Here is a 19044-nt window from a genome sequence, read left to right as displayed (position 1 = left end):
GTAGTCAGGGCAGCCTAAGGGCGCGTCTCGCTTCGCGCGCGGCGACGTGTGCTGGGTCGGCCTCAGCCCTGCTGCTGATCGGTCTCATCGGTCCTGCGGTGAGCCTCGACCCAGGCCAGTGCGTCGCCGAGGGCACGATCGGATGCCGCCCTCACCCGCTCGGTGCCCCGGTAGACGTTTCCCTCGCCGATCACGTCGGTGATTCCGGCGACGGCGATCTGCGCCTCGATCGTCTCGTTCGTGGACACCAGAACGAGCTTGCTGCCCACCTCCGCGAGGGACAGGGCATATCGCCGGAGCACGTCCATGAACGTGGTCCCGAGGTCGCTGCGGCCCCGTAGTCGCACGATCACCACGGAGTTGCGCGACGCGGCCGTGACCGCGGGCAGGCCGGCCTCGAAGACAGGTGCCGCGGCGAAGAACAGGCTCCCGTACGGCTGCAGGACGACGACCTCCCCGCCGGGGAGCTCGACCGGGGGATCCGACTCGATCAGGTGGCCCTCGGGGTCGAGCTGTCGTCGCCTGAGGGTGATCTGGTTCGACTGGCGCACCACGTGCAGGATCACCGACACCCCGACTCCGACCAGAACGGCGTACTGCAACGGGACGACCATGGTGAGCGCGAACGTCACCGAGAGCACGGCCTTCTGCACGGTCCCGGCCTTCCAGACCGATTGCAGGTCCGGCGGCTTGATGGTGCGGTAGCCGATCAGCATCAGCAGACCTGCGAGGGCAGGCATCGCCACGTACCCGACCAGCGTCCCGAAGGCGACGATCACCACGGCCATCACGAGCCCGGCGATCACGAGGGCCTGGCGTGACCGTGCGCCGGCGGCCTTGTTCAGCGACGACGCCGACAAGGACCCGCCCACGGGCATCCCCTGCAAGACCCCGGCGGCCACGTTCGCCGCGCCCTGCCCGACGAAGTCGCGGGACACGTTCGAGTACGACCCGTCAGGGTTGGGGAAGTTCGCCGAGATGCTCGCCCCCTGCACCAGTCCGACGAAGGCGAGCGACAGCGCTGGGACCAGCAGCGAGGGGACCAGGGAGAGCATCGGGGCGACGGGGAGCGGAAGGGACTCGGGAACCACGCCGAGGTCGTTCAAGGTCGCCACGTCCGTCCATCCCGCAGCGGCGACGAGACCCGAGGTGACCACCACGGCGAGCACGAGGCCCAGCGGGCCGAGCCTGGTGCGCTCCAGCGCGATGATCAGGACGATCGTGAGGACCCCTACCGCGACCGTCGCCGGCTGGAGCAGGCCGGGGTGCAGGAGGGTGTCGACGGCGCGCACGACCCGGTTCGGGCCCTGCGCGTCATATCCGGTCAGGTTGGCCAGCTGCCCCAGGATGATGTTCACGCCGACCGCGTTGATGAACCCCACCATGACGGCGTGCGACACGAATCGCAGGACCGACCCCAGATGCAGCAGCCCGGCGATCAGCATGACGACCCCGGTCAGCATCGACAGGGTGAACAACGCCCGCGCCGGGTCGCTCCCTTCGTGCACGGCCGGGACGTCGGCGACCACCATCGCCATGGCGCCGGTGCCCTGGATCGCCATGAAGGACGAACTGGTGACCAGAGCCCCCGTGATGGTGCCGACCAGGTAGGCGTTCAGCCCGTACAGGGGGTTGACGCCGGCCAGCAGACCGGTGGCCAGACCGTCCGGGACGCTCTGAACGCCCAGGACGAGGCCAGCAACGGCGTCGTGGCGCAGGGTGCCGCGTCTCACGGGGAACCGGCGTGCCATCGCCTCACCCCCCGCGTGATCGAGCGTGGTCCTCGCGAATCCCCGAACGCTATCGTCCGGGAACCCGGCCTGCAGGACTGGCCGAGGCCACTCCCCGCGTGTCGGTTGGCCCAGTGTGTGCCGCGTCGCCCACGGGGCCGGTCGGCTAGGCGAGGGCGCCGGCGTCGTGGACCAGCAGGGCGACCTGGACGCGATTCGTCACCTCGAGCTTGGTCAGCACCCGGGAGACGTACGTCTTGACGGTGGCGACGCTCAGGTACACCTCGGTGCCGATCTCGGCGTTCGAGAGCCCGCGCCCGACGGCGACCGCGACCTCCCGTTCACGTTCCGTGAGGCGGGCGAGGAGCTCCGTGCTGCGGCGGCCCGGCGTCGGCGACGGCGGCGCCTGGTCAGCAGTCACGAGATCGATCAGCCGCCGGGTGATCGTGGGGGACAGCATCGCCTCGCCGTCCATCACCTTGTGCACGGCGGCCACGATGTCGGCCGGCCTGGTGTCCTTGAGCAGGAAGCCGGCGGCGCCGGCGCGCAACGCGCGGAGCACGTAGTCGTCCACGTCGAACGTCGTCAGCACGATCACCTCGGGCGCCCCGGGCCGGTGACGGAGGAGCTCGGTGGCCGTCAACCCGTCGACCCGCGGCATCCTGATGTCCATCAGCACGACGTCGGGGGAGTGCGCCGCCACGGCGGCGGGCACCTCGTCGCCGTCAGCCACCTCGCCCACGAGCTCGACGCCGGCGGCGGCATCGAGCACCATCGACAGCGCCGAGCGCACGAGGGCGTCGTCGTCCGCCACGAGCACCCGCACCAGTCGGGTACCGGGGTCGGGACCCTGCCCGACGTCGATCGTCGGTGCCGGGGCCCCGTCGTCGGGCATCAGGCCTGCCACGGCAACCACGCGCGCAGCCGGAACTCGCCGGCGTCGGTGAGCCCGTGCTCGAGGTGGCCGCCCGCGAGGGCCGCGCGCTCGGACAGTCCGATCAGCCCGACGCCCGCGCCGGGGATCCGGCCTCGGTCGTCCGGCCGCGTGCCCGACGTCGAGCCGAGGCCGGGCCCGTTGCGCAGCTCCACCGTCAGACCCGCGCCGGGACCGCCGTGCACGACCAGGTCGACGGGCGCTCCCGCGGCGTGCTTGCACGCGTTGGTCAGTCCCTCCTGGACGATCCGGTAGGCGTTGCGCCCGGTTCCCACGGGCACCTCGGTCAGGTCGAGGCGGAGGTCGGTGCGCACCTGCACGCCGGCGGCCCGCGCCTCGTCGACCAGCGTCGCGAGGTCGGCGAGCGTCGGCTGCGGTCGCACGCCGCCGGGGTCCGCGCCGTCACGCAGCACCCCGATCACCTCGCGGAGGTCCTGCAACGCCAGGTGCGCGTTCTCGCGGATGACGCCGGTGGCGCGGGCGATCTCGTCCGGACCGGCGTCCGGGCGGAACTCCAGCGCCCCGGCCAGCATGCTCAGCAGGGAGATCCGGTGTGCCAGGACGTCATGCATCTCGCGGGCCATCCGCGCGCGTTCTGCCTGGCGGGCCTGCTCGACCCGCAGCTGCAGCTCGGTCTCGGCCCGTTCGGCACGATCGCGCAGCGACGCGACCAGCTCGCGACGGGCGCGCAGGTACATCCCCCACGCCACCACGGCCGCGGTCACGACCAGACAGAGGGCCACGACCGCGGCGAAGGGCAGGCTCGGCTCGGGTCGCAGCAGGTAGAACGTGGCGACGCCGACCACGTACAACGCCCAGAGGGCGCTCACGTCCCGCCACCGGCGGTACTCGGCCACCGTGAACAGCGCGATGATCGCCGCGCCCCCGGCCGTCACGCAGAACGCGGCAACGATGCTGAGCGCGGCCGCGAGCTCGATCGGCCGGCGACGGCGCACGAGCAACGCGAGGCAGGCCACCGCCCCCACGGCCAGGTCGACCAGCAGCGGGACCCCCGTCACACCGCCCGGGCGCTGCGTCTCGCGGGCGATCCCCGCCAGACCCACGCCCATGGCCAGCAGGACGAGGCCGACGTCGACAGCCCGGTCGCGGGCACGTCGTCCGGGGTCCGACGACGACGGCGGTGGCGCCGGAAGCGGCGCAGCCAGGGTGTCCTGGATCGATGCGCTGACCATGCAATCGACCGTACGCCCGCGCTCGTGGCCGTCGATAGCGACCAAAGTTGATGGTTCGCCAGGGAGAGCGACCCCTTCGGTCGACGGATCGTCGACTTTCGGCGGTCGTGGCGGCCGGGGTGGCCGACGAGGCTCGGAATCAAGCAGACCCTCTCAAGAACAAGGAGTCCCATCATGATGGTCAACGATCTGCTTCCGAAGCAGGAGGACCGCACTGTGCTGCGCGGGGGCGGACTCGCCGGTGTCCTGGGCAGCGTCGTCATCCTCGTCGTGTTCGCCATCGTCGCCGTGTTCGTCGGCACGTTCGCCGGGCCGGAGGCCGAGGTGGCGGCGTACCCCGACGTCCAGGTGGCGCGGACCGTCGAGAACGGTCTCTACCTGGTGGCGCTCGTCGCCTGGGCCGTGAGCTTCGCCGGCCTGTACCGAGCCCTGCGCGCGACGAGTCCCGCGTCCGCGCTCTACGGGGCCGTCCTGGGGATCGTGAGCATGGTGGTGCTGGCCGCCGGAGCGCTCCCGCACGTCGTGACCTCCACGATCTCCGACCTCTACCACGCCGCCGGGACGACTCCGGCGGAGCGCGCCGACCTCGTGGTGGCATGGCAGGCGAGTCAGAGCGTGATCAACTCGCTGCTCGTCGTCGGACTCGTCATCGCGCCCCTCGCGGTCCTGCTTCTCGGCGTGGCGATGGTCCGGACGCCGGCGTTCGGCACCCGCCTCGGCCGGGGCGTCGTCGGGCTCGGGGTGGCGGGGGCGGCCGCGGCCGTGGTGCTCGTGGCCGTGCCCGGGTCGCCGGTCGGCGTCGTCGGGATCCTCGTGCTCGTCGTCTTCCACCTCGTGGTCGGGTGGAGGTTGCTCCGCCTGCCGGCGAGGGGCTCGGACGGGAGCTGAGACCTCGCGCGACGAGGCCGCGCGCACCCTGCCCGTGGCGACGTCCGACGTCGCCACGGACAGACGCGGGCGGTCGACGTACGGCCTCGGAACCTAGGTCCAAACACCTACACAGACCGCCAGAAGATGGGCGACCGTTGTTGTGCCGGAGACCCCGGCCGCCACGTACGACGATCCCCACCCAGGAGCGCCCGATGACCGCCGCCACGATGACCAGCCTGTCCCCGAGCACCGCGTCCGGGCGCAGCCCGCTGGAGGCCCTGCGAGATGCTCGCCTGTGGGTGCGCGAGACTCCCGCCCCCCGCTGGGAGGGTGGCGCTGGTGCCAAGTCCGTCTTCGCTGCGTACGTCGGCGGGAGCATCGTGGTGTGGACCGTTCTCGGGCTGTCCGTCGCTGCGCTCCTCGGTGCGCTGCTCACCGCGGTCGCTTCGGCGTAGTCGTCCCCGGAGGTCTGCGGTTGCCTGACGTCCACGGGATCGACGACGGCGGTGCACCTCAAAGACGCCCGGCGGACACCGTTGCCACGTAGGTTCTCGGTGGCGGTCGACTCGTACCGTCGATGTCGACCGAAAGGCCTCCGTGGTGCTCACACTCTCGCTCGTGCGGCACGGCCAGACCGAGTACAACGCGGCCAGTCGACTGCAGGGCTGGTGTGACTCACCGCTGACCCCCGGCGGGCTCGCGGGCGTGCGCGCCGCCGCGGCTCACCTGGCCCCGCAGCCGATCGCCGCCGTGTACGTGAGCCCGTCCGGCCGCGCCCAGGCCACCGCACGCGAGCTCGTCGCGCACCACCCCGCCGCCCGCGTGATCATCGACCCCGACCTGCGCGAGTTCGGTTTCGGCGACTTCGAGGCCCGGCTGGAATCCGAGCTGTACGCCCAGTACGACCCCGAGCCGCTGTTCGACGGCGTGCTTCGCGGGACCTTTCCCGGACTGCCCGGCGGCGAAAGCGGGTCAGGCTTCCTGGCCCGGGTCGGCGCCGCGTTCGCCCGCATCGAGGCCGCGCACCCGAGCGGTCACGTCCTGGTCGTGAGCCATGGTCTGACCTTGCGGGCCTACCTCACGATGATCGACGACGCACGCCCCATGCGGCCGCTGCCGAACGCGAGCATCTCCACCGTGCAGGTGCCGTCACGCGGTGCCCGCCGGGTGGCCTCGATCGGTGTCGATCCGGGTCGACTGGCCGAGGACGCCGTGGCAGTGGGCTGAGGTGCCCTGATCAAGAGCCGGGCTCCGCGTGCGCGTGCGGACTTCGTCCGCATCGAGTCGCCCGCGGGCAGCGGCAGCGCTTGCCGCGCACCTGAGGTCGTCACCGGGCTGGCGGCCGACCTGGACTCCCGTGAGCTGCACCAGCTGCGCACCAGCGCCACCGGGGTGGAGCTTGCGCGCGTGGTCACCCACGACGACGTCGATCCCTGAGCAGTCGAGGGGCCTTCAGTCCATCGCGGAGCTCAGCAGCACGCTCGTCTCGCTGTTGACGACGCCGTCGATGGAGCGGATCTGACCGAGCAGCCGGTCGAAGCTGCTCAGCGTGTCCGTGTGGAGCTCGGCCACGAGATCCCAACCACCGTTCGTCGTGTGCAGCGCGCGCACCTCGGGCAGCCCCCGCAGCGATCGGATGGCCTTGTTCGTGGAGCGTCCCTCGACCTCGATGAGCGCGATCGCCCGGATCGAGTCGCGGTCCTGCTTCTCGTGGACCCGGACCGAGAAGCCAAGGATCGTGCCCGAGTCGAGGAGCCGCTTCAGTCGGCTGTTCACCGTGGCCCGGCTCACGCCGAGCTGCCGCGCGAGGGCCGTGACCGGCGTCCGCCCATCCGCGCGCAGTGCTGCGATCAGGCGGTGATCGAGGTCATCGAGAGGCAACATGGCACATAGTGTATAGCGGCGCTGAACATCCTGCGCATTGCGCTAGTCAGATTGGCTCCTTCTGGCAATTGTGCTTGCACATTGACTTTACCTAAAGTTGTCCCGGACAACAGAAGGAGTCGCTCATGGTGCGCTTTGTGAACGTCAGGAACATCACGCGGTGGGCCGCCGAGCGAGGTGTCGAGACCGTCATCTCCGGGATGATCGAGTACCTGGAGCACGACTTCCGGCGCTGGCCGGTGTTCGACAAGTCGCCGCGGGTGGCCAGCCACTCGCCGCTCGGCGTGATCGAGCTGATGCCCACGAGCGACGGCGAGACCTTCGGGTTCAAGTACGTGAACGGCCACCCGTCCAACCCGGGCAACGGGTTCCAGACGGTGACCGCCTTCGGGGTGCTCGCCGACGTGGACAACGGCTATCCGACGTTCTGGTCGGAGATGACCATCCTGACGGCGCTGCGCACCGCCGCCACCTCCGCCATGGTGGCCAAGGCGCTCGCCCGCCCGGACTCCCGCACGATGGCACTGATCGGGACGGGGACCCAGTCGGAGTTCCAGGCGCTCGGGTTCCGGGCCGCCCTGGGCATCGATCGGCTGCGGATCTGGGACACGGACGCCGCCGCGATGGCCAAGTTCGTCCGCAACATCGCCCCGCTGGGCTTCGACATCGTCGTCGCGACGAGCGCGCAGGACGCGGTCAGTGGCGCCGACATCATCACGACGTGCACCGCCGACAAGACGAATGCCACCGTGCTCTCCAGTGCCATGGTCGGCCCCGGCGTCCACATCAACGCGATCGGCGGGGACTGCCCCGGCAAGACCGAGCTCGACGCGGAGCTGCTCGTCCGGGGTGACGTCTTCGTGGAGTTTCCGGAGCAGACCCGCATCGAGGGTGAGATCCAGCAGGTCGCGGCCGACTTCCCCGTCACCGAGATCTGGCAGGTCCTCACGGGCCGGGCGGCGGGTCGGACGTCTGACGAGCAGATCACGATCTTCGACTCCGTAGGCTTCGCGATCGAGGACTTCTCGGCCCTGCGCTACCTGCGTGATGCCGTCGAGGGGACCGAGTACTACGAGGAGGTCGACCTGATCGCCGAGCCGGCCGATCCCAAGAACCTGTTCGGCCTCGTCAGCCACGCCGCGGTACCTGCGACCGCGGGCATCACCGGCGTGGTTCGGTGACACGACCGCAAACTCGAAGAAGGAACACCATGAGCTTCCACGTCGACTCCGAGGTCGGTGCGCTGCGCCAGGTCATCGTCCATCGACCCGGGCTGGAGCTGACCCGGCTGACGCCGGACAACGTCAACGAGCTCCTGTTCGACGACGTGATGTGGGCCGACCGGGCGCGCGAGGAGCACGACGCGTTCGTGCGCCAGCTGCGCGAGCGGGATGTGACGGTCCACTACTTCCACGACCTGCTCACCACCGCGCTCGACGCGCCCGGGGCCCGGAAGTTCCTCACGGAACGCCTGACGACGGCGTCCCGGTTCGGACCCGGTCTGGAACGGCCCCTGGAGCGGCTCGTGGGGCAGACGCCGGCCGAGACCCTGTCCTCGCTGCTGGTGGGGGGCGTGCTCAAGCGGGACGTCATGCCGTTCATCCGCACCCCCAGCCTGCTGCTGGAGTCCCTCGCGCTCGACGACTTCCTGATGCGGCCCCTGCCCAACCACCTGTACCAGCGTGACAACTCGGCGTGGATCTACAACGCCCTGAGCATCAACCCGATGGCGAAGGCGGCGCGCACGCGCGAGACGATCAACTCGCAGCTCGTGTACAACTTCCACCCCATGTTCGCCTCCGAGGGGCTGGACATCGTCTACGGCAACGACGCGCTCACCCATGAGCCCGCCACCGTCGAGGGCGGGGACGTGCTGGTGATCGGCGACGGCGTGATCATGGTCGGCATGGGCGAGCGCACCTCGCCACAGGGGGTCGAGACGCTGACCCGCAAGCTCTTCGCGGGTGGTCACGTCCGGCAGGCGATCGTCGTCGAGCTGCCGCACGCGCGCGCCTTCATGCATCTCGACACCGCGATGACGATGGTCGACCGCGACACGTTCTCGGTGTACCCCTACCTGCCCGAGGCGCTGCGGTCGTTCACGCTCACCCCGCGGGGGGCCGACGGCGACTACACCATCGTCGAGAACTCCGACCTGTTCGCCGCGGTGGCGGAGTGTCTGGGCGTGGAGAAGGTCCGCGTGCTGCGGACGCCCATCGACCGGGCCGGCGCGCAGCGCGAGCAGTGGGACGACGGCAACAATTTCCTCGCGGTCTCCCCGGGCGTCGTCCTGGGGTACGAGCGCAACACGATCGCGAACCAGTTCCTGACCGACGAGGGCATCGAGGTCGTGCCCGTCGTCGGGTCCGAGCTCGGGCGCGGTCGGGGCGGACCGCGGTGCATGTCCTGTCCGATCGAAAGAGATGCGGTCACTCGATGAGCTTCAACCTGCGCAACCGGAGCTTTCTCAAGGAGACCGACTTCAGCCCGAAGGAGTGGCTGTTCCTGCTCGGACTGGCCGCGGACCTCAAGGCCGCGAAGTACGCGGGCACCGAGCGAGCGAGGCTCACCGGGAAGAACGTCGCGCTCATCTTCGAGAAGACCTCCACCCGGACCCGCTGTGCGTTCGAGGTGGCCGCCCACGATCAGGGCGCGCACGTGACGTATCTCGATCCGGCCGGGTCCCAGATGGGCCACAAGGAGTCCGTGAAGGACACCGCGCGGGTGCTGGGCGGGATGTTCGACGCGATCGAGTACCGCGGCTCGGCGCAGGCCAACGTCGAGGAGCTGGCGGCGTGGTCGGGCGTGCCGGTATGGAACGGGCTGACCGACGAGTGGCACCCCACCCAGACACTGTGCGACATGCTCACGATGCGGGAGCACTCGAGCAAGCCCGACGCCGAGATCGCCTTCGCCTACCTGGGCGACGCCCACAACAACGTCGGCAACTCCCTGCTCGTCGCCGGTGCGCTCATGGGCATGGACGTGCGGATCGTGGCCCCGCGTGCGCTGTGGAACGACAGCGCGGTGATCGCCGAGGCCCGGGCCATCGCCGAGCGCACGGGCGCGCGGCTGACCCACACCGAGGACGTCGCCGTCGGCGTCGCGGGGGTCGACTTCGTGTACACCGACGTCTGGGTCTCCATGGGTGAGCCGAAGGAGACCTGGGACGAGCGCATCGCCGCCCTGCTGCCCTACCAGGTCACCTCGGACGTGCTGGCCAAGACGGGCAACCCGGACGTCAAGTTCATGCACTGCCTGCCCGCGTACCACGACCGCAACACCCGCATCGGCGAGGAGCTGTTCCAGCGGACGGGTCTCGAGGCGCTCGAGGTCACGGACGAGGTGTTCGAGTCGGACGCGTCCATCGTCTTCGAGCAGGCCGAGAACCGGATGCACACGATCAAGGCCGTCATGGTCGCCACCCTGGGTTCCTGATGCGGCTGGTGATCGCACTCGGGGGCAATGCCCTGATGCTGCGGGGCGATCCGATGACGGTCGAGAACCAGCGCACGAACGTCGCGCGGGCCTGTGCCGCGCTGGCGCCCATCGCCCTCGAGCACCAGCTCGTGATCACGCACGGCAACGGCCCGCAGGTCGGCCTGCTCGCTCTGCAGGCCGCGGCGTACGACGACGCCTCGCACTACCCCTTCGACGTCCTGGGTGCCCAGACCGAAGGAATGATCGGCTACATGATCGAGCAGGAGCTCGGCAACCGGCTGCCGTTCGACCGCTCGCTCGCGACGATCCTCACCATGATCGAGGTGGATCCGGCCGACCCCGCCTTCGCCGACCCGACGAAGTTCGTCGGCCCCGTCTACGGCGCCGCCGAGGCTGGTGCCCTGGCCGCACTGCGCGGCTGGAGCGTGAAGCCCGACGGCGACCACTGGCGTCGCGTCGTGCCGTCGCCCCTGCCGCAGCGGATCTTCGAGCTGCGCACGATCGAGGCGCTCGTGGCGGCGGGCACCGTCGTCATCTGCGCCGGCGGTGGCGGGATCCCGACCATGTACCTGCCCGGCACCCGCACGCTCGTCGGGGTCGAGGCCGTCATCGACAAGGACCGCGCCAGCGCTGTGCTGGCCCGGGACCTGCGTGCCGATGCGCTCGTGATCGCGACCGACGCCGACGCGGTCTACACCGGCTGGGGGACACCGGACCAGCGGGAGATCGCGCTCGTGCACCCGGACACCCTTGCGAGCTTCGCGTTTCCCGCCGGCTCGATGGGGCCCAAGGTCGAGGCTGCCATCGAGTTCGCCCGCGGCACGGGGCAGGACACCTTCATCGGCTCGCTCGACGATCTGCCCGCCCTCCTGGCGGGGTCCGCCGGCACCCGGGTGACCATGACGGCCGACGGCATCACGTACCGCTGACCTAGGCGTGCGGGGAGGCGGGCTCGGCGATGACGTCGATGTAGCCCCGGTACATGCCCATGGCGCACGAGTACTTCAGCGTTCCGACTTCCGTGGGGGTGAAGCTCAGGACGTTGATGCCGTCCACCAGCGTCACGGGGGCGAGCCCGAGCTCGGGCGCGTACAGCGAGGTCGCGCAGCTCAGGGCGATGGAGTCGATCTCCCAGCGCACCTCGCGTCCGGCATACACGGTGGCCGCCGCGGGCTCGTACCCACCCGCACCCTGGGTCGTGTGCAGGACCTGCACCGCGCCGTCGAGGGTGACGTTCTCGGACACGGTCGTGCTGGACCCCGCGGCGGCGGTCGCGCCCGTGAGCAGGTCAGGGGCGAGCACGTTCAGCGCGCCCGAGATGTTCACGGCCGCGAAGGCGAGGACGGCGACGCCCGCGAAGCGGAAGAACCCGGTCGCGAAGCCGCCGCGGACGACAGCGGTCAGGCCGCCGACGCTGAGCAGGCCGGGCACCGTGCCCAGCGCGAACACGCTCATGATCGCCCCGGCGCGCAGCGGGCTGCCCGTCGACAACGCGTACAGGGTGACGGCCTGCGTGAAGCCGCAGGGCAGGAAGAACGTGCCCGCGCCGAGCAGGGCGGTGGCGGGGTCGCTGTACCCGGCGCGGTTCCGGTCCAGGCCGAGAGCGGCGGACAGCCGGCCGGGCAGGGTGAGGGTGGATCCCCGGGACAGGCGAGGGGACAGCTGGGTGAGCTGGAGGCCGACGGCGGCCATGATCAGCGAGACGGCGATCATCACGATGGCCAGGAGCCGACCGCTGAGCGTGAACGCCGAGCCCAGGGCGCCGATGAGCGCACCCAGGAGGCCGAACCCGACCACGCGGCCCGCGTTGAACACCAGGTGCGGGCGCAGGCGGCCGAACGTGGTCGCGGTCCGCTGCTGCTCGGCGTGGCGCGCGGAGATCGCGAGGACGAGGCCGCCGACCATGGCCATGCAGGTGGACAGGCCGGCGGCGAGCCCGAGGAGCACGATGACGAGCAGGCCGCCGGAGGCCGCCAGTCCGCCGACCTGGTCAGTGAAACCGGTCAGCCCGCTGGACCGGAGCGCGAGCCACCCGAGCAGCAGGGCTGACACGGCGAGGATCGCGTCCCGCCACACGTTGAGGTCTGGGTTCGCCCAGGCCCGCTCGTCCTGGCCGACCTCATAGCCGACATCCTCGATCGCCGCCGTCAGCCGGGAGCGGGGCACGCGCCCGGTGGTCTGCACGCGCGCGATGCCTCGGCTCGCTGAGACCTTGGCCTTCTCGACCCCGGGGACGGACACGAGGGACTTGGTGATCCGCACCTCGCAGGCGCGACAGGTCATGCCCTTGACGGGGAGGTCGATGGTGGGCACGGGATCCCTTCACGGCGGGCTAGGGGGTGGGGTGGGACCAGGCGGTGAAGCGACGCAGCCGGAGCGAGTTGCTCACGACGAACACGGACGAGAACGCCATCGCCGCCCCGGCGAGCAGGGGGTTGAGGTGGCCGGAGGCGGCGAGCGGGATGGCCGCGACGTTGTACGCGAAGGCCCAGAAGAGATTGCCCTTGATCGTCGCCAGGGTGCGCCGGGCCAGGCGGATCGCGTCGGCCGCGACCCTCAGGTCACCGCGCACCAGGGTGAGGTCGGAGGCCTCGATCGCGGCGTCCGTACCGGTGCCCATGGACAGGCCGAGGTCGGCCTGGGCGAGGGCGGCGGCGTCGTTCACGCCGTCCCCCACCATCGCCACGACGCGACCCTCACCCTGCAGTCGCAGGATGACCGCGACCTTCTGCTCGGGCAGCACCTCGGCGATGACGTCGGTGATGCCGAGCTGGGCTCCCACCGCGTGGGCTGCCCGGGCGTTGTCGCCGGTGAGCAGGATCGGGGTCAGGCCCAGGCTGCGCAGCTGACCGATGGCTTCGACGGAGGTCGCCTTGATCGTGTCAGCCACGACCAGGACAGCGCGCGCGGCTCCGTCCCACCCGACGACGACGGCGGTCCGGCCCGCACCCTCGGCGTCGTCCAGGGCTGCGGTCAGCTGGGGCGCCAGCGGAAGGTTGCGCTCGGTGAGCCAGGCGGCGCGGCCGGCGAGCACCAGCTGCCCGTCGATCACGCCCTGCACACCCCGGCCGGGCACGTTCTCGAACCGGTCCACCGATCCGAGGTGCAGGCCGCGGTCGGTCGCGCCCGCGGCGATCGCGGCGGCGATGGGGTGCTCGGAGGCGTTCTCGAGGGTGGCGGCGCGCGTCAGCGCCGCGTCCCGCGAGTCGCCGTCGGCCACCACGACGTCGACGAGCGACATGCGACCGGTGGTGACGGTCCCGGTCTTGTCGAGCACGATCGTGTCGACCCGGCGGGTGGACTCGAGGACCTCGGGGCCCTTGATGAGGACGCCGAGCTGCGCCCCGCGCCCGGTCCCGACCAGGAGCGCGGTCGGGGTCGCCAGTCCGAGGGCGCATGGGCACGCGACGATCAAGACGGCGACGGCAGCGGTGAAGGCAGTGGTCGGATCGCCCGAGTACGCGAGCCAGAACACGAGGGTTGCCACCGACAGGGCGATCACGGTCGGCACGAAGATGCCCGAGACGCGGTCCGCCAGGCGCTGGACGGCGGCCTTGCCGGACTGGGCGTCCACGACGAGGCGGGCGATCTGGGCGAGCTGGGTGTCGGCGCCGACCCGGGTGGCTCGCACCACGAGCCGCCCACCGGCGTTCACGGTCGCTCCGGTCACCGGATCGCCGGGGCCGACCTCGACCGGGACGGACTCGCCGGTGAGGAGGGCGGCGTCGATCGCGGAGGTGCCCTCCACGACGACGCCGTCGGTGGCGATCTTCTCCCCGGGCCGCACGACGAAGCGCATCCCGACGGTGAGCTGCGCGACGGCGATCCGTGACTCGACGTCGCCGTCGGCCGTGGCGGCGAGGACGCCGACGTCCTTGGCACCCAGCGCGAGCAGGGCGTGCAGGGCAGCCCCGGAGCGGCGCTTGGCGTGCGCCTCGAAGTACCGCCCGAGCAGGATGAACACGGTCAGGGCGGAGGCGATCTCGAGGTAGATCTGCTCGCTGCCCGCGCCCGGGGCGGAGAAGAAGGTGAAGCCCATCCGCATGCCGGGCATGCCCGCCGAGCCGACGAACAGCGCCCACAGGGACCAGCCGAACGACGCAGCCACGCCCATCGAGATCAGGGTGTCCATGGTCGCGGCGCCGTGGCGCAGGTTCTTCCACGCCGCGGTGTGGAACGGGAGCGCACCCCACATGGCCACCGGCGCGGCCAGGGTGAGCGAGAGCCACTGCCAGTTGTCGAACTGGGCCACCGGCACCATGGCGAGGACCAGCACGGGCGCCGTCAGCACGGCGGAGACGATCAGCCGTCGACGCAGCGCGTCCACCGGGTCGTCCGTGGGGCGCTCATCGGTCGGCACGTCGAGGTCGGCGGGCGGGGCCGGCGGCGTCGCGGTGTACCCGGCGTCCTCGACGGCCCGCACGAGGTCGTCGACGGTGAGGTGCCCGGCGTAGGTGACCTTCGCGGACTCCATCGCGTAGTTCACGCTCGCGGCGACGCCGTCGATCTTGTTGAGCTTCTTCTCGATCCGGGCCGCGCACGAGGCGCAGGTCATCCCGCCGATCGTCAGCTCGACGACCGTGCTGGGGGCCTCGCGGGTCAGGTCCGTGCTGGTCATGGCGGTCCGGTCACGTCGTAGGTCGTCCTGGACATGGGGGGCTCCAGGGTCGGTGAGGCAGCAACGAGCGAGCAGGAGGGCGATCGCATGCCGCTGCGCTTGAGGCTTCTTCGACGGTAGGTGCATGTGGGTCGCCGATCGGCCCTGAGCGCGGTTTCGCGACGGATCTTCAGGGTTTCTTCATCGTTCGGCGATCACCCCGTGATCAGCGGGCAGGATGGGCCCATGACCAGTCCCGCCGGAGCGCCCGCGACCGTCACCCGGCCGCGCGTGCTCGTGGTGGACGACGAGGCGCCGCTGGTCCGGCTGGTCGCCGCCTACCTGAGCCGGGACGGGCTCGACGTCGAGACGGTGGGGGACGGTCGGGAGGCGATCGCCCGGGCCCGGGCGTGGGACCCCGCCGTGATCGTGCTCGACCTCGGACTGCCCGGGGCGGACGGCGTCGAGGTGTGTCGCGCGGTGCGCACGTTCTCGGACTGCTACATCATCATGCTCACCGCCCGTGGAGGAGATCGACAAGCTCGTGGGGCTCTCGGTCGGGGCGGACGACTACCTCACCAAGCCGTTCAGCCCGCGCGAGCTGGTCGCCCGGGTGCGGGCGATGCTGCGTCGGCCTCGGCTCGAGGGCACCGGCCCGGACGTCGGCGCTCCCGTCGTGTTCGGTGGGCTGTCGCTCGAGCTCGCGGGCCGTGAGGTCAGTGTGCGTGGGACGCCGGTGGAGCTCACCCGGACCGAGTTCGACGTCTTGGCGGCGCTCGCGGCCCACCCGCGGACCGCCTTCACCCGGGCGCAGCTCATCGAGGCGGTCTGGGGACCCGCGTGGGTCGGCGACGAGCATCTGGTCGACGTCCACATCGGGCACGTGCGCCGCAAGCTCGGCGACGATCCCGGGAGCCCGGTGTACATCCGCACCGTGCGCGGCGTGGGCTATCGGATGGGGCCCGGCGAGTGAGCCGAGCATGGCCAGGGATCGCGGGGCGCCGGGATCTGGGGGCCCGGCTGCTGGTGGCGATGGTGGTCGTGGTGGTTGTCGGCGGTGCGACGGCGTGGGTCGTGGCGGTGGGGATCGGGCCGGCCATCTTCAACGAGCACATGGCCCGGGCGAGCGGCTCGAGCGCGAATGTCGCCCTGCATGCGGAGGAGGCTTTCCGGACCGCCTCCGCACTGTCGCTCGCGCTCGCGCTGGCGGCGGCACTGCTCGCCTCGGTGCTGGCGAGCGTCGTGGTGACCCAGCGCATCACGCGATCCCTGGCCCCGGTGACCCGCGCGGCCGGGCGGGTGGCCGGTGGGGACTACACCGCCCGGGTCCCTGCCGTGGGGATGGGTACCGAGTTCGACGAGCTCGCCGGCGCGTTCAACACGATGGCCGCGGACCTCGGCCAGATCGAGCTGAGCCGAACGCAGATGCTCGGCGACCTGGCCCACGAGATGCGCACCCCGGTCACCACCCTGGCCGCCTACCTGGAGGCGATCGCCGAGGGGGTCGAGCGGGCCGATGCCCAGACGCTGGCGATGCTCAGCGACCAGGTCGCTCGGCTCGCTCGGCTCAGCGAGGACATCGCCCTGGTCACCACCGTCGAGGAGGGCCGCCTGACGATGCGACGCAGCCCCGTCGTCCTTGCCGACCTCGTCCGCGAGGTGGCTGCCCAGGCGGCGGCGCGGTTCGTGGCGAGCGGCGTGGACCTCGAGGTGCGGGTCTCGCCCGTCGCGTCGAGCGTGTGCGTGGATGCGGACGCGGACCGGATCGCGCAGGTCTTCACCAACCTCGTGGACAACGCCGGGCGCCACACACCCGCCGGCGGGCACGTCCAGCTCACCGTCGATCGCGTCGGTGGCGTGCTCCGGGTCGTAGTTGCCGACGACGGGCAGGGCATCCCTGCCGAGCACCTGCCCCACGTGTTCGACCGGTTCTACCGGGTCGACACCGCTCGTGATCGCGCCCATGGGGGTTCGGGGGTGGGGCTGGCGATCGCGAAGGCGATCTCCGAGGCGCACGGCGGAACCGTCACCGCCGGGAGCGAAGGGTCGGGGCGCGGCGCGGTGTTCACCGTCGCCCTTCCCGTGGTCCCCGCGGCGGCAGGACAGACGTAGGCAGTCGCCCGCGTGGTGGCGTCCTGCGCCAGGGGTCTGACGGTGGCGGGCTCAGTTCGACGGACGCTCGAGGTCGGCGTCGTGCAGGCACAGCGCGACCTCGACCCGGTTGCGGACCTCGAGCTTGTCGAAGAGGTGGCCGACGTGGGTTTTGACCGTGGGCACGCTCATGTAGAGGGCTGCGGCGATCTCGGCGTTGGACAGCCCGCGACCGACCGCGCGCGCAACCTCGCTCTCGCGCTCGGTCAGCCGATCGAGCCGGTCGTGCGCGGCCGAGTGCTGGCGCGGGGCCGGCTGGCGGGCGACGGCCGCGATGAGCTGGTCGGTGACCGACGGCGACAGCGTCGAGCGGCCGACGGCGGCGAGCCGCACGGCCTCCACGAGCTGCGCCGGCGGCGTGTCCTTGAGGAGAAACCCGATCGCACCGAGCCGAAGTGCCGTCATGACCAGGTCGTCCGTGTCGAACGTCGTGAGCACGATGATCTTCAGGTCGGGGTCGGCAGCTCGGGCGCGCTCGGTGGCCGCCAGACCGTCGCACCGGGGCATGCGGATGTCCATGAGGACGACGTCGGGCCGGGTGCGCGCGATGAGGGCGACGGCCTGATCGCCGTCGGCCGCCTCGCCGACGACCTCGATGGTCGGGTCCCCGCCGAGGATCATCCTCAGCCCCGCCCGGACGAGCGCCTCGTCGTCGACGATGACGACGCGCAGGGGTACGGACGTCAGGTCGGCCACGGGAGCCAGGCTCTCACGGTGAACCGCCCGGACGGGCCGACCCCATGGGTGAGCACACCGCCGGCGAGGCGAGCCCGCTCGACGAGCCCGATCAGGCCGAGGCCAGACCCGGGTGGGTGCTCCACGGCGGTGCCACGACCGGGCCCGACGTCGGGCATGGGGTTGCTCACGACCAACGTCAGCACACCCCCGGGTCCACCCGAGATCTCGATCGTCACGTCCAGGCCCGGCGCGTGCTTGCGGGCATTGGTGAGCGACTCCTGCAGGATCCGGAAGGCGTTGCGCCCGGCCTGGTCCGGAAGGTGGGGGAGGCCGACGGCGACCTCGGGCGCGACCGCGCACGTCACGGGCGTACCCGCGGCGACGGTCTCCTGGAGGAGCTCGTCGAGGGCGGCGAGAGTGGGCTGCGGTCGGTCCGGTCCGGCGCCGGCATCATCGAGGGTGCCGGTGTCGCGCAGGACGCCGAGCACGTCGCGCAGCTCCGCCAGGGCGAGGTGGGCGTTGTCGCGGATGATCTCGGCGGTGGCTGCGGTCTCCTCGCGGGTGAGGTCGTCGCGGTAGGCCAGCGCGCCGGCGTGCAGGGCGACCAGGGAGATGCGGTGCGCGACGACGTCGTGCATCTCGCGTGCGATCTGCGCGCGCTCCGTGATGCGGGCCTGGACCACCCTGGCGGCCTGCTCGCGCTCGGAGGTCCGCGCTCGGTCGCGCAGCGTCGCGAGGAGCTCGCGTCGGCCGCCGAGGTACAGGCCCACCAGGACCAGCGCGCCGTACAGGACGGATCCGAGGATGACGGCCACCGGCCACGTCACCTGATCGGCGGGCGCAGCGATGCGGTTGTTGACGACCAGCGCGACGAGCCACACCGGTGCGACCGCGACGATCTCGCGCCATCGTCGCCGGGTCGCGAGCGAGATCACGGCGATCAGGACGGCCCCGGTCGCGAGGGCCGAGAACGCGGTGCACGCAGTGACGACCCCGGCGATAGCCACCGGTGCGGATCGTCGGAACGGCAGCAGGCTGATCGCGACGATTCCGAGGAAGAAGTCGAGCAGGTGGAGGCCGCTGTAGAGGGCGGGATCGTCGGGCAGGACGGCGCCGAACGCCAGGAGGCCGACGAGGGCCGCTGCGAGCATGCGCCACGCCGTCCCCCAGGCCCGTCTGTGTCGGGGCGTCGCGTCCCGTCGCCCGGTGGAGCTGACGGGGGATGTGGGACTGGATCGCGCGACGGGGACAGCGGTGGGCGGGGTGGGTGAGGTCGGTGGTGGTGACGTCGGTGGTGGTGGGGTCGGTCGCCGCTGGTCGGTCGAGTTGGTGGGCACGGGCCCAGCGTAGGTGTGGGGAATTCGACCCAGGATCGTGCGCAGGTCGCGGGCTGGCTGCTACCAAAGTCGTAGTCCGGGCCCGGGTTCGCGGGTGCACGCCGTGGTCCGGTCACGGTCGATGTGAGGGGTGCTCACATGCTGTTCATCGCGCGATCGGTTGGTTGAGGTCGTGAGAATTGAGCCGCCCCCAGGCGGCTTTCGCGAATGCTTATCCACAGAATGCGGT

General features: G+C 71.3%; 16 protein-coding genes and 1 pseudogene. 9 read left to right on the top strand and 8 right to left on the bottom strand.

The features are described 5' to 3' along the window. Positions 1-62: 62 nt before the first annotated feature. The 3 genes from VTA80_RS21885 to VTA80_RS21875 all read right to left on the bottom strand — a co-directional run bounded on the left by VTA80_RS21885 (position 63) and on the right by VTA80_RS21875 (position 3857). On the bottom strand, positions 63-1751 hold the full coding sequence (locus VTA80_RS21885; RefSeq protein ID WP_407343171.1) for a SulP family inorganic anion transporter: 1689 nt from the start codon (positions 1749-1751) through the stop codon (positions 63-65). Positions 1752-1896: 145 nt separating this feature from the next. After that, complete coding sequence (locus tag VTA80_RS21880) at positions 1897-2646, bottom strand: response regulator (protein WP_407343170.1); 750 nt, start codon at positions 2644-2646, stop codon at positions 1897-1899. Then, a complete protein-coding gene (locus VTA80_RS21875) occupies positions 2625-3857 on the bottom strand; it encodes a sensor histidine kinase (RefSeq protein WP_407343169.1) in 1233 nt (410 codons plus the stop codon). Before VTA80_RS21875 ends, VTA80_RS21880 begins: the two co-directional genes overlap by 22 nt. A 174-nt stretch (positions 3858-4031) precedes the next feature. Between VTA80_RS21875 and VTA80_RS21870 the strand changes: the two genes are divergently transcribed. The 3 genes from VTA80_RS21870 (at position 4032) to VTA80_RS21860 (ending at position 5954) form a co-directional block, all read left to right on the top strand. After that, complete coding sequence (locus VTA80_RS21870) at positions 4032-4745, top strand: hypothetical protein (RefSeq protein ID WP_407343168.1); 714 nt, start codon at positions 4032-4034, stop codon at positions 4743-4745. Positions 4746-4939: 194 nt separating this feature from the next. Continuing rightward, positions 4940-5182 (top strand): hypothetical protein, encoded by a 243-nt coding sequence (locus VTA80_RS21865; protein ID WP_407343167.1) that lies wholly within the window; start codon positions 4940-4942, stop codon positions 5180-5182. A gap of 145 nt (positions 5183-5327) precedes the next feature. Continuing rightward, entirely contained in the window at positions 5328-5954 is a 627-nt protein-coding gene (locus tag VTA80_RS21860) for a histidine phosphatase family protein (RefSeq protein ID WP_407343166.1), read from the top strand. Positions 5955-6179: 225 nt separating this feature from the next. Here VTA80_RS21860 and VTA80_RS21855 read toward each other — a convergent pair whose 3' ends face one another. Then, a complete protein-coding gene (locus tag VTA80_RS21855) occupies positions 6180-6611 on the bottom strand; it encodes an Lrp/AsnC family transcriptional regulator (protein ID WP_407343165.1) in 432 nt (143 codons plus the stop codon). 125 nt (positions 6612-6736) lie between these two features. On the opposite strand from VTA80_RS21855, the gene VTA80_RS21850 reads away from it, so the two are divergent. From VTA80_RS21850 to arcC, 4 genes are read left to right on the top strand one after another with little or no spacing between them, the layout of a single operon-like run. Then, positions 6737-7792 (top strand): ornithine cyclodeaminase, encoded by a 1056-nt coding sequence (locus VTA80_RS21850; RefSeq protein ID WP_407343164.1) that lies wholly within the window; start codon positions 6737-6739, stop codon positions 7790-7792. Between the two features lie 29 nt (positions 7793-7821). After that, on the top strand, positions 7822-9051 hold the full coding sequence (locus VTA80_RS21845; protein WP_407343163.1) for an arginine deiminase: 1230 nt from the start codon (positions 7822-7824) through the stop codon (positions 9049-9051). Then, entirely contained in the window at positions 9048-10049 is a 1002-nt protein-coding gene (gene argF, locus VTA80_RS21840) for an ornithine carbamoyltransferase (RefSeq protein ID WP_407343162.1), read from the top strand. The genes VTA80_RS21845 and argF overlap by 4 nt, the downstream gene beginning before the upstream one ends. Further along, entirely contained in the window at positions 10049-10981 is a 933-nt protein-coding gene (gene arcC / locus VTA80_RS21835; protein WP_407343161.1) for a carbamate kinase, read from the top strand. Before argF ends, arcC begins: the two co-directional genes overlap by 1 nt. 1 nt (position 10982) lies before the next feature. On the opposite strand, the gene VTA80_RS21830 is transcribed toward arcC, so the two are convergent. Together VTA80_RS21830 and VTA80_RS21825 are read right to left on the bottom strand one after the other, a co-directional pair. Further along, positions 10983-12365: a sulfite exporter TauE/SafE family protein gene (locus VTA80_RS21830; RefSeq protein WP_407343160.1), complete on the bottom strand. Its 1383-nt coding sequence runs from the start codon at positions 12363-12365 to the stop codon at positions 10983-10985. A gap of 19 nt (positions 12366-12384) precedes the next feature. After that, the gene (locus VTA80_RS21825; RefSeq protein ID WP_407343159.1) at positions 12385-14670 is read right to left on the bottom strand and encodes a heavy metal translocating P-type ATPase; all 2286 of its coding nucleotides are present in this window, start codon (positions 14668-14670) and stop codon (positions 12385-12387) included. Positions 14671-14895: 225 nt separating this feature from the next. Between VTA80_RS21825 and VTA80_RS21820 the strand changes: the two are divergent. Beyond that, a pseudogene (locus VTA80_RS21820) lies at positions 14896-15622 on the top strand (response regulator transcription factor). After that, the gene (locus VTA80_RS21815) at positions 15619-16761 is read left to right on the top strand and encodes an ATP-binding protein (RefSeq protein WP_407343158.1); all 1143 of its coding nucleotides are present in this window, start codon (positions 15619-15621) and stop codon (positions 16759-16761) included. Before VTA80_RS21820 ends, VTA80_RS21815 begins: the two are co-directional and overlap by 4 nt. Before the next feature lie 51 nt (positions 16762-16812). Here VTA80_RS21815 and VTA80_RS21810 read toward each other — a convergent pair whose 3' ends face one another. Continuing rightward, the gene (locus VTA80_RS21810; RefSeq protein ID WP_407343157.1) at positions 16813-17496 is read right to left on the bottom strand and encodes a response regulator; all 684 of its coding nucleotides are present in this window, start codon (positions 17494-17496) and stop codon (positions 16813-16815) included. Beyond that, entirely contained in the window at positions 17484-18629 is a 1146-nt protein-coding gene (locus VTA80_RS21805) for a sensor histidine kinase (RefSeq protein ID WP_407343156.1), read from the bottom strand. The genes VTA80_RS21810 and VTA80_RS21805 overlap by 13 nt, the downstream gene beginning before the upstream one ends. Positions 18630-19044: the final 415 nt, after the last annotated feature.

Source organism: Pengzhenrongella phosphoraccumulans, from assembly GCF_045689905.1.
GTDB lineage: Bacteria > Actinomycetota > Actinomycetes > Actinomycetales > Cellulomonadaceae > Pengzhenrongella > Pengzhenrongella phosphoraccumulans.
Note: the sequence above shows the minus strand (reverse complement) of the source record. Positions and strands in the feature narration are given on the sequence as shown.

Coding starts and splice junctions, on each gene's coding strand:
- VTA80_RS21885 (WP_407343171.1), bottom strand. CDS start 1,751: ATGGCACGCCGGTTCCCCGTGAGACGCGGCACCCTGCGCCACGACGCC.
- VTA80_RS21875 (WP_407343169.1), bottom strand. CDS start 3,857: ATGGTCAGCGCATCGATCCAGGACACCCTGGCTGCGCCGCTTCCGGCG.
- VTA80_RS21870 (WP_407343168.1), top strand. CDS start 4,032: ATGATGGTCAACGATCTGCTTCCGAAGCAGGAGGACCGCACTGTGCTG.
- VTA80_RS21865 (WP_407343167.1), top strand. CDS start 4,940: ATGACCGCCGCCACGATGACCAGCCTGTCCCCGAGCACCGCGTCCGGG.
- VTA80_RS21855 (WP_407343165.1), bottom strand. CDS start 6,611: ATGTTGCCTCTCGATGACCTCGATCACCGCCTGATCGCAGCACTGCGC.
- VTA80_RS21850 (WP_407343164.1), top strand. CDS start 6,737: ATGGTGCGCTTTGTGAACGTCAGGAACATCACGCGGTGGGCCGCCGAG.
- VTA80_RS21845 (WP_407343163.1), top strand. CDS start 7,822: ATGAGCTTCCACGTCGACTCCGAGGTCGGTGCGCTGCGCCAGGTCATC.
- argF (WP_407343162.1), top strand. CDS start 9,048: ATGAGCTTCAACCTGCGCAACCGGAGCTTTCTCAAGGAGACCGACTTC.
- arcC (WP_407343161.1), top strand. CDS start 10,049: ATGCGGCTGGTGATCGCACTCGGGGGCAATGCCCTGATGCTGCGGGGC.
- VTA80_RS21825 (WP_407343159.1), bottom strand. CDS start 14,670: ATGACCAGCACGGACCTGACCCGCGAGGCCCCCAGCACGGTCGTCGAG.
- VTA80_RS21805 (WP_407343156.1), bottom strand. CDS start 18,629: ATGCTCGCAGCGGCCCTCGTCGGCCTCCTGGCGTTCGGCGCCGTCCTG.